This window comes from Martelella sp. (assembly GCF_984369615.1).
In genome coordinates this window covers 1-7,781 of the sequence record NZ_CFHTCS010000213.1, presented here as the reverse complement: position 1 = coordinate 7,781, position 7,781 = coordinate 1, and the positions used below count along the sequence as shown (strand labels likewise).

The window sequence follows — 7,781 nt, the reverse complement described above, 5'->3', positions numbered from 1 at the left end:
AAAACACCGATCAGTCGACTCGGCATGAACCGAGACAACCTCTTGAGGCTCCACACCTAGAGCGCCGTGCGTCCATTCGGACGCACAAAGGACGCTCTAACCTATTTTATCTACGCATCGGCCCGCCCGCCCCGAGCAGCTTCCGCAAGGCCGCGCCGGTCTTGAGAGAGGTGGCGGGACGCGCACGGACTGACGACATGCTTTCGACGGAGATCGTCCGAAAGAAACGGAAACAAACCGGCTGGCGGCTGGACCTGTCCAGACACAGGCTTCTGGCGCACACCGGCCGACCTTCTGCGTGTCGATGATGGACGGGGAAAAGCCCCTTTTACGGCGCCGCAAGCGTCAGAAGCGCGCGACGGAACTCCGGTTCGCTCAACACTACTTCGCCGGCGCCGAGGGCACGGGCGTGGTCCAGCGCGCGCGATGTGAGGCGCTGCGCTGCCTCTACGCTTTGCGTCAGGGGAAATCCGCGCGCGAGCCCCGCGACGATCAGCCCGGCGAACAGATCGCCCGTTCCCGGCAGCGCGACCGGCAGGTGCTCCGCCGGATGACGGCTTGCGCCGGCGGCTCCGAGCACGACGCTTTCAATGTGGCCGGCGGGCGTATCTTCGAGCGCGCACCCCGTGGCGATAAGATGGGCTCCGGGCGCGATGCGGAGAAAGGCTCGCGCTGCTTTGAGGTCCGCCATGGTCGCGATCGGCTGCCCGGTCAGCCAGCTCAGTTCGAACGGGTTCGGCGTCGCGATGTCGGCCATCGGCAGCAATCGGTCGCGCATGACGTCGGCAATGGCCTCCGGCACATAGAGGCCGGGGCCTGTGTCGCCCATCACGGGGTCGCAGACGTACGTGAGGCGCGGATTGATGGCCTTGGCCTCGGCCACGAAATCCGCGACCATCAGCGCCACATCGAGCGAGCCGATATAACCGGTCAGGATGAAATCCGCGCGCTCCGGCAGGCCGCGCTCGCGTGCGCCCTGCAACAGGTCCGAGAAGAATTCCGGCGGCAGCGCCCGGCCACGCAACGTCGGATAGTCGGGCGTGTTGGAGAAGATGACCGTCGGGATCGCCGCCACCTCGAGTCCGGCGGCCTGCATCGGAAACACGGCTGCGGAATTGCCGACATGGCCGAACACGACCTGGCTCTGGATCGATATCACGAAGGGAGGAGAGGTCATGGAGCGCCGTCCAGTCTCTTGCGCCAATCTTCCACCCGGCCGCTCTCGAGCCGCCGGACCGCGTATTTCCGCCAGCCTTCGGCCAGCACGTCGAGCACTGCCATGTCCTTGAGCTCATCGAGGTTCAGCCGGTCAACATAGAGCGCGCGCCAGAGCCGGTGGAGCGTCCAGTCCGGCGCGACGCGGTCCACCAGTTCAAGCCGGTCTCCCGTCTTCACGAGGCCGTCTTCCAGCACGCGATAATACCAGCCGGTGCGGCCGCTCTGCTGCACGCGGCGGGCCATGTCGGGCACTTCAAAACGATGATTGAGTTTCCAGCAGGGCTGTCGCCCCTGCGAGACCTGCAGGAGTGCCGTGCCCAGCCGGAAAACGTCCCCCACTGCGACGGTGTTTTCGGTCGGGCCCAATGCCGAGATGTTCTCGCCAAATCCGCCGGGAGTGCCAAGCGCCGGCAGATCGCCGAGTTCTTCTCGCCAGAGCGGATAATGATCCAACGGGTAATGATGCACGGCCTTTTCGACGCCGCCATGAACCCGCCGGTCCGCCTGCTCGTCGCTTTCGAACCCTTCAGGGCCGAGGCGAAGCGGCCTTTCCACCGGCGTCTTCATGATGCCGCTTTGCGCGTCGCTTCCCGCCAGCGGTCTGGCGCGCCCTGTCAGAAGAGTGATCACGGTCATGCGGCCAAGTCCCGCAGCCATGCGCGGAGCATGGATTGGCCGGCATGCCTCAGTGCCGGGCCATGCGCGATGGCGTCGCGACGCAGGCTGGCCGGGTCGATGCGGGCCTCAGCCAGTTCCACGCTGTGGCCGATGAGCCAGCGCTCGAAGGCGGGCAGTTGGCCTGCTTCGGGGTGGAACTGCAGCCCCAGAACAGTTGCGCCCATGGCGAAGGCCTGGGTCGCGCAGGCTGCGGTGCTGGCGAGATTATCCGAACCATCCGGGATGTCGAAGGCTTCGCCGTGCCAGTGGAGAACGGGCACATCGGCCAGACGGCGGAGCGGGCTGTTGATGCCGGCCTCCGTCAGCGCCAGCGCGGAAAAGCCGATTTCCTTGCGGGGCATCGGGGCGACCCTCGCGCCCAGCGCCGCCGCCATGAGCTGCGCGCCAAGGCAGATGCCGAGCGTCGGGCGGCGGGCGGCCAGACGCGGTGCCAGCCAGTCGCGCTCTGTCTTCATGCAGGGATGGGCTTGCGTGTCTTTCACCCCGATCGGGCCGCCGAGCACCACCACGAGATCGGGACCGAGCGCCGCCGGCAAGGCATCGATGCCAGCTTCGGCATGGTTGAGCCGGTAGCCTTCTTCCTCAAGCACCGGGCCAAAGCTGCCAAGGTCCTCGAAAGCGAGATGGCGCAGGATCAGGGCGGATTTCGACATGGAGGCCTCTTGCTTTTTTCCATGTGTCTCGCGAATATCCGGCCTAAACAAAAGAGCCAGTTTTGAAAACTTTGATAGGCCGGTCGTCATGGCATCGGAACCGCTTGCGCTGGACATCGAGAAGGAGCCCGCCGGGCCGCTGTTTCTGGCGATTGCCGACGCGATCACCCGTGACATCATGCGTGGCCGCCTGAAGCCCGGCGCCCGTCTGCCGGGGACGCGGGCGCTGGCGCGCGAGCTCGGCGTTCACCGCAACACGGTCGACGCCGCCTACCAGGAACTCATGACGCAGGGCTGGCTTCATGCCGAACCCGCGCGTGGCACATTCGTCGCCGAGGATCTGCCCGAAAGCATGGCGGAGCCGGTTTCGGTGTCCGTGCCCAGAGAGCCCGCAACCGTCCGCCCGCGTCTGGCCTTCAGCGACGGCGCGCCCGATCCGAGGCTGGTGCCGGACAAGGCGCTGGCGCGCGCCTTCCGCCGGGCATTGCTGTCTCCGGCCTTTCGCGGCGGCGCGGATTATGGCGATGCCCGGGGCACGCCGGTCCTGCGTCACGCGCTGTCGTCCTATCTCGCCTCGGACCGGGGCGTGGTCGCCGATCCGGCGCGACTGCTGATCACGCGCGGCAGCCAGATGGCGCTGTTCCTGGCGGCCAGGGCGGCGGTGAAGCCCGGTCAGGCGATTGCCGTGGAAGAACCCGGCTATCCGTTGGCCTGGGAGGCCTTCCGGGCCGCGGGCGCTGCCGTGCTTGGCATTCCCGTCGATGCGGGCGGGCTGTCGGTCGCCGCCCTTGAGGCGGCGATTGAAAGCGATCCGCGCATCGCGGCGGTCTATGTCACGCCCCACCACCAGTATCCGACAACGGTCACCATGGGCGCGGCGCGGCGGCTGAAGCTTCTGGACAGCGTCGAGCGTCACGGCATCACGCTGATCGAGGACGACTACGATCACGAGTACCGCTTCGAAGGGCGTCCGGTCCTGCCGCTTGCGGCCCGGGCCCCGGCAGGCCTGCCGCTGATCTATGTGGGTTCGCTCTCCAAACTGCTCTCGCCCGGTATTCGCCTCGGCTATGCCATGGCCCCGGAGCCATTGCTCGGCCGCATGGCGGCCGCCCGTGCGGCCATCGACCGGCAGGGCGACGCGCCGCTCGAGGCCGCGCTGGCGGACCTGATCCGCGACGGCGATCTCGGCCGCCATGCGCGGAAGGCCCGTCGCATCTATCGGGCCCGGCGCGATGTCCTGGCTACGGCGCTGTCAGTCCATCTGGGCGGGCGGATCATGTTCGACAGCCCTGCGGGCGGGCTGGCGCTGTGGCTGCACTGCGAGAATGTCTCCGCCGAAACCTGGGCAGAGCGGGCCGGCGCGGCCGGGCTTGCGCTGCTCCCCGGAACGCACTTCGCCCTTGATCGCGCCGCGCCGCAAGCCCTTCGTCTCGGCTATGCGGCGCTGGACGAGGGGCAGATTGCCCGGGCGGTGGATATCCTCGCCCGAAGCCTGCCCGATTGAGCTACTCGGCCGCCATGGCGGAGCCTTGCGGCCTGGCGGGCGCCACATGCATGCCGAGGCGTTGCAACAGGTCGTGGTCCCTCCAGGCCGCGGGGTTGCCGGTCGTCAGCAACTGATCGCCGACGAAAATGGAATTCGCGCCGGCAAGGAAGCAGAGCGCCTGCAATTCATCGCTCATTCCCGTGCGTCCAGCGGAGAGCCGCACCACCGAGGTCGGCATCAGGATGCGCGCGAGCGCCACGAGACGGACGAGCGCGAACGGATCGACCGGGCTTGCGGTCTCCTGCACCGGCACGCCCTCGACCGGGTTCCACAGGTTGACCGGCACGCTGTCGGGATGGGTGGGCAGGGTCGCGAGCGTCACCAGCATGGCGATGCGATCCTCTTCCGTTTCGCCCATGCCGACAATCCCGCCGCAACAGACCCTGATGCCGCCCTTGCGGACATGCTCGACCGTTTCCAGCCGGTCCGCCATCGTCCGCGTGGTGGCGATCTCGCGGTAATAGTCCGGCGCGGTATCGATATTGTGGTTGTAGAAATCGAGCCCGGCTTCCTTCAGCCGCGCCACCTGATCCGGTTTCAGCATGCCGAGCGTCATGCAGGTTTCGAGCCCGAGTTCCGAGACGCCCTGCACCATGGCGCAGAGCTTGTCCATGTCGCGGTCCTTGGGGCTGCGCCAGGCAGCCCCCATGCAGAAGCGCCGCGCGCCCGCGTCCCTCGCGCGCCGGGCGGCTTCCAGCACATCGTCGGTCGCCATCAGCTTTGTCGCCTTCACGCCGGTCTTGTGATGGGCCGATTGCGAGCAATAGCCGCAATCCTCGGGGCAGCCGCCGGTCTTGATGCTGAGGAGGCTCGCCGTCTCGATTGCGGTCGGGTCGAAATGGGCACGATGCACAGTCTGCGCCCGGTGAATCAGGTTCGCAAAGGGCTGGGCGTGGATCGCCCGCGCCTCGTCCATGTTCCAGTCGATTCTGATCTTTGCGCCGGTCATGCCGCGCGACCCTTGAGGCGGCCGAGGCCAGTGATCAGGGCGACCGCCAGCGCGATCTTGATCAGATCGCCGAGGATGAACGGCGCAAAGCCGGCTGCGATCAGGCCGGAGGCCGGCACGAACAATGCGAGCCACGCCAGGCCGCAGGCATAGACCACGGCGAGACCGGCGAGCATCGCCAGCGCCAGCCGCATCGGGCCGTTGCCTTCGGCCAGCCTCCCGATCACGAGGGTCGAGAGCAGGTAGCCGATGAGATAGCCGCCGGTCGGCCCCGCCATGTAGGCAAGCCCGATCCCGCGCTCCGGTGAGCCGGAAAATACCGGCAGGCCCATCGCCCCGGCGGCGAGATAGGCGGCCATGGCCATAAAGCCGATCCGGGGACCGAGCGCCGCGGCCAGAAAGAACACCGCGAGCGTGTGCAGCGTCATCGGCACGGGCCAAAACGGGATCTGCACCTTGGCGCCGATCGTGATCAGCACCGCGCCGAAAAGCGTGAGGGCGACACCGCGCCAGAGCGATGCCGGGCGGGTCAGGGAGGGGGTGAGCAAGGCCATGAGGCTGTTCTCCGAAAATAGGTTTCGACGCTATCTATAATTCCGGAGACATCTTCACGCGTTCAATGCAAATTATAGATAATCATCCAGGAATCTCATAAGTCTCTCTGATATCGGCATTTTTTGATGTCGGCTTGCGCTTGCCGATCCAGCCGACATGGCGTGCCAGGGTCGAGCAGGCAAATTCGGTCTGGCCCTTCCGCAGTGCATCGAGGATGGCACGGTGGTCGTGGTCGGTGCGCGCCTCCCAGTCGCTGCGCCATGCGGCAAACAGGAAGCGTGCGCTCGCCGCCTGCAGGTCGTTGATCGTGCGCAGCAGGCGCGGCATGTGGCACGGCGCCAGGATCAGATGATGAAATCTGCGGTTCGCGGCCTCCCAGTCCCGGACATTGCTGGCGCGATCGCCATGCCGGGTAACCTTTTCTGCCTCATCGAGAATTGCTCGCGTCAGGCTTGGCGCGGCATGACGCAGGGCGAGCGATTCCAGGCTTGCCCGCATCTCGGCGACCTCGCGCAATTCGGCGATATCGAATTCGGTGACGCGGAACCCGCGCCAGGGCTCGCTCTCCGCCAGCCCCTGCTTTTGCAGTGCGCGAAAGGCCTCGCGTACCGGCACGTGGCTGGCGCTGAACTCCGCCGCGACATGATCCTGCCGCAACCGCGCGCCGGGCCGTATCGCGCCCGATATGATCCGATCCGCGAGAATGCGCGCGATCCGGTCGGAAATGGTTTCGTCGGTCTCTTTGGTCATGCATTATAGATAATCGACGTCACATATGAAGTCGACGTTTGCGGCCGAATTGGACCTGAATCACGCGCAATGCTGCGAGGAACGCCCCGGCTGTGGCTGCGATGCGTGGACGTTTCAGCCGACACCCGGGCGGAGCGGTCCGGCTCGGCCGGGCTTGCGCTGTTGCCCGGAACGCGTTTCGCTCTGGAGCATCCCAGGGCCTTCGCCTCGGCGACGCGGCGCTGAACGAGGGCAGATTGTCCGGGCGGCGGACACTCTTGCCCGAAGCCTGCCTGGTTGAAATGATCCAAACAAACCCAACAGCGGCTATTGATAACTCACTATCTTCTATTCCGTGGGCGGTTACGGGATGCGTGGCTTCCAAGACCAATCCGATTTGCACGACATAGCGCGCCCTGGATCAAAAAAGTACCGTCATGAGCCTCATTTCTCCTGACGGTACTTTCGTTTTTCCGGTTGATCAATGGGGGGCGAGGCCCGTCAGCGAGGCCGCCAAACGCCATCTATGCCCACCGATAGATGTCGATAGGGACAGAAGAAATTTATTTTTGTTTTCAGTTGGTTAGATCGTGTTTCAGCGCAAAATCGGCGGGGTCCGGATGGGCCTGAATCATTCCCACTCGATGGTCCCCGGCGGCTTCGAGGTCACGTCGTAGACGACGCGGTTGATGCCGCGGACTTCGTTGATGATGCGGGTCGCGGCCTTGCCGAGGAAGTTCATGTCATAATGATAGAAATCCGCCGTCATGCCATCGACCGAGGTGACCGCGCGCAGCGCGCAGACATACTCATAGGTGCGGCCATCGCCCATCACGCCTACGGTCTGCACCGGCAACAGCACGGCAAAGGCCTGCCAGATGACGTCGTAGAGGCCGTTTTTCCGGATCTCGTCGAGATAGATCGCATCCGCCTCGCGAAGGATGTCGAGCTTTTCCTTCGTCACGCCGCCGGGGCAGCGGATGGCAAGGCCCGGCCCCGGAAAAGGGTGACGGCCGATGAAGCTGTCGGGCAGGCCGAGCTCCTTGCCGAGCACGCGGACCTCGTCCTTGAAGAGCTCGCGCAGCGGTTCGACCAGCTGCATGTTCATGCGCTCGGGCAGACCGCCGACATTGTGGTGCGACTTGATGGTGACCGAAGGGCCGCCGGAGAAGGAGACGCTTTCGATCACATCCGGATAGAGCGTGCCCTGGCCGAGGAAATCGGCGCCTCCGAGCTTCTTCGCCTCGTCCTCGAAGGTTTCGATGAACAGGCGGCCGATGATCTTGCGCTTTGTTTCCGGATCGGCAACGCCTTCGAGCTCGCCGACGAATTTGTCGACCGCATCGACGTGGATGAGATGGAGATTGTAGTGCTCGCGGAACATGGCGACCACTTCCGCCGCCTCGTTCTTGCGCATCAGCCCGTGGTCGACGAGGATGCAGGTGAGCTGGTC

At 65.5% G+C, this 7,781-nt stretch carries 8 protein-coding genes; 1 reads left to right on the top strand and 7 read right to left on the bottom strand.

Annotation, left to right across the window (positions count from 1 at the left end; genetic code table 11):
* Window positions 1-328: 328 nt before the first annotated feature.
* The 3 genes from pdxY to AC5DC2_RS15830 are packed head-to-tail and all read right to left on the bottom strand — an operon-like array spanning window position 329 to window position 2,549.
* Window positions 329-1,177 (bottom strand): pyridoxal kinase, encoded by an 849-nt coding sequence (gene pdxY, locus AC5DC2_RS15840; RefSeq protein ID WP_491699166.1) that lies wholly within the window; start codon window positions 1,175-1,177, stop codon window positions 329-331.
* Window positions 1,174-1,854: an MOSC domain-containing protein gene (locus tag AC5DC2_RS15835; protein ID WP_491699165.1), complete on the bottom strand. Its 681-nt coding sequence runs from the start codon at window positions 1,852-1,854 to the stop codon at window positions 1,174-1,176. The genes pdxY and AC5DC2_RS15835 overlap by 4 nt, the downstream gene beginning before the upstream one ends.
* Window positions 1,851-2,549, bottom strand: a complete 699-nt coding sequence (locus tag AC5DC2_RS15830) for a glutamine amidotransferase (RefSeq protein ID WP_491699164.1) — start codon at window positions 2,547-2,549, stop codon at window positions 1,851-1,853. The genes AC5DC2_RS15835 and AC5DC2_RS15830 overlap by 4 nt, the downstream gene beginning before the upstream one ends.
* A gap of 88 nt (window positions 2,550-2,637) precedes the next feature.
* Between AC5DC2_RS15830 and pdxR the strand changes: the two genes are divergently transcribed.
* Window positions 2,638-4,053, top strand: coding sequence for a MocR-like pyridoxine biosynthesis transcription factor PdxR (pdxR, locus tag AC5DC2_RS15825; protein ID WP_491699163.1), 1,416 nt, complete (start codon window positions 2,638-2,640; stop codon window positions 4,051-4,053).
* 1 nt (window position 4,054) lies between these two features.
* Here pdxR and bioB read toward each other — a convergent pair whose 3' ends face one another.
* From bioB to guaA, 4 genes are all read right to left on the bottom strand, one after another.
* Entirely contained in the window at window positions 4,055-5,044 is a 990-nt protein-coding gene (gene bioB, locus AC5DC2_RS15820; RefSeq protein ID WP_491699162.1) for a biotin synthase BioB, read from the bottom strand.
* Window positions 5,041-5,598 (bottom strand): biotin transporter BioY, encoded by a 558-nt coding sequence (locus tag AC5DC2_RS15815; RefSeq protein ID WP_491699161.1) that lies wholly within the window; start codon window positions 5,596-5,598, stop codon window positions 5,041-5,043. The genes bioB and AC5DC2_RS15815 overlap by 4 nt, the downstream gene beginning before the upstream one ends.
* An 82-nt stretch (window positions 5,599-5,680) precedes the next feature.
* Entirely contained in the window at window positions 5,681-6,349 is a 669-nt protein-coding gene (locus tag AC5DC2_RS15810; protein WP_491699160.1) for a GntR family transcriptional regulator, read from the bottom strand.
* Between the two features lie 610 nt (window positions 6,350-6,959).
* Window positions 6,960-7,781 (bottom strand): glutamine-hydrolyzing GMP synthase (gene guaA, locus AC5DC2_RS15805; protein ID WP_491699159.1); only part of this gene is annotated, 822 nt, incomplete at its 5' end.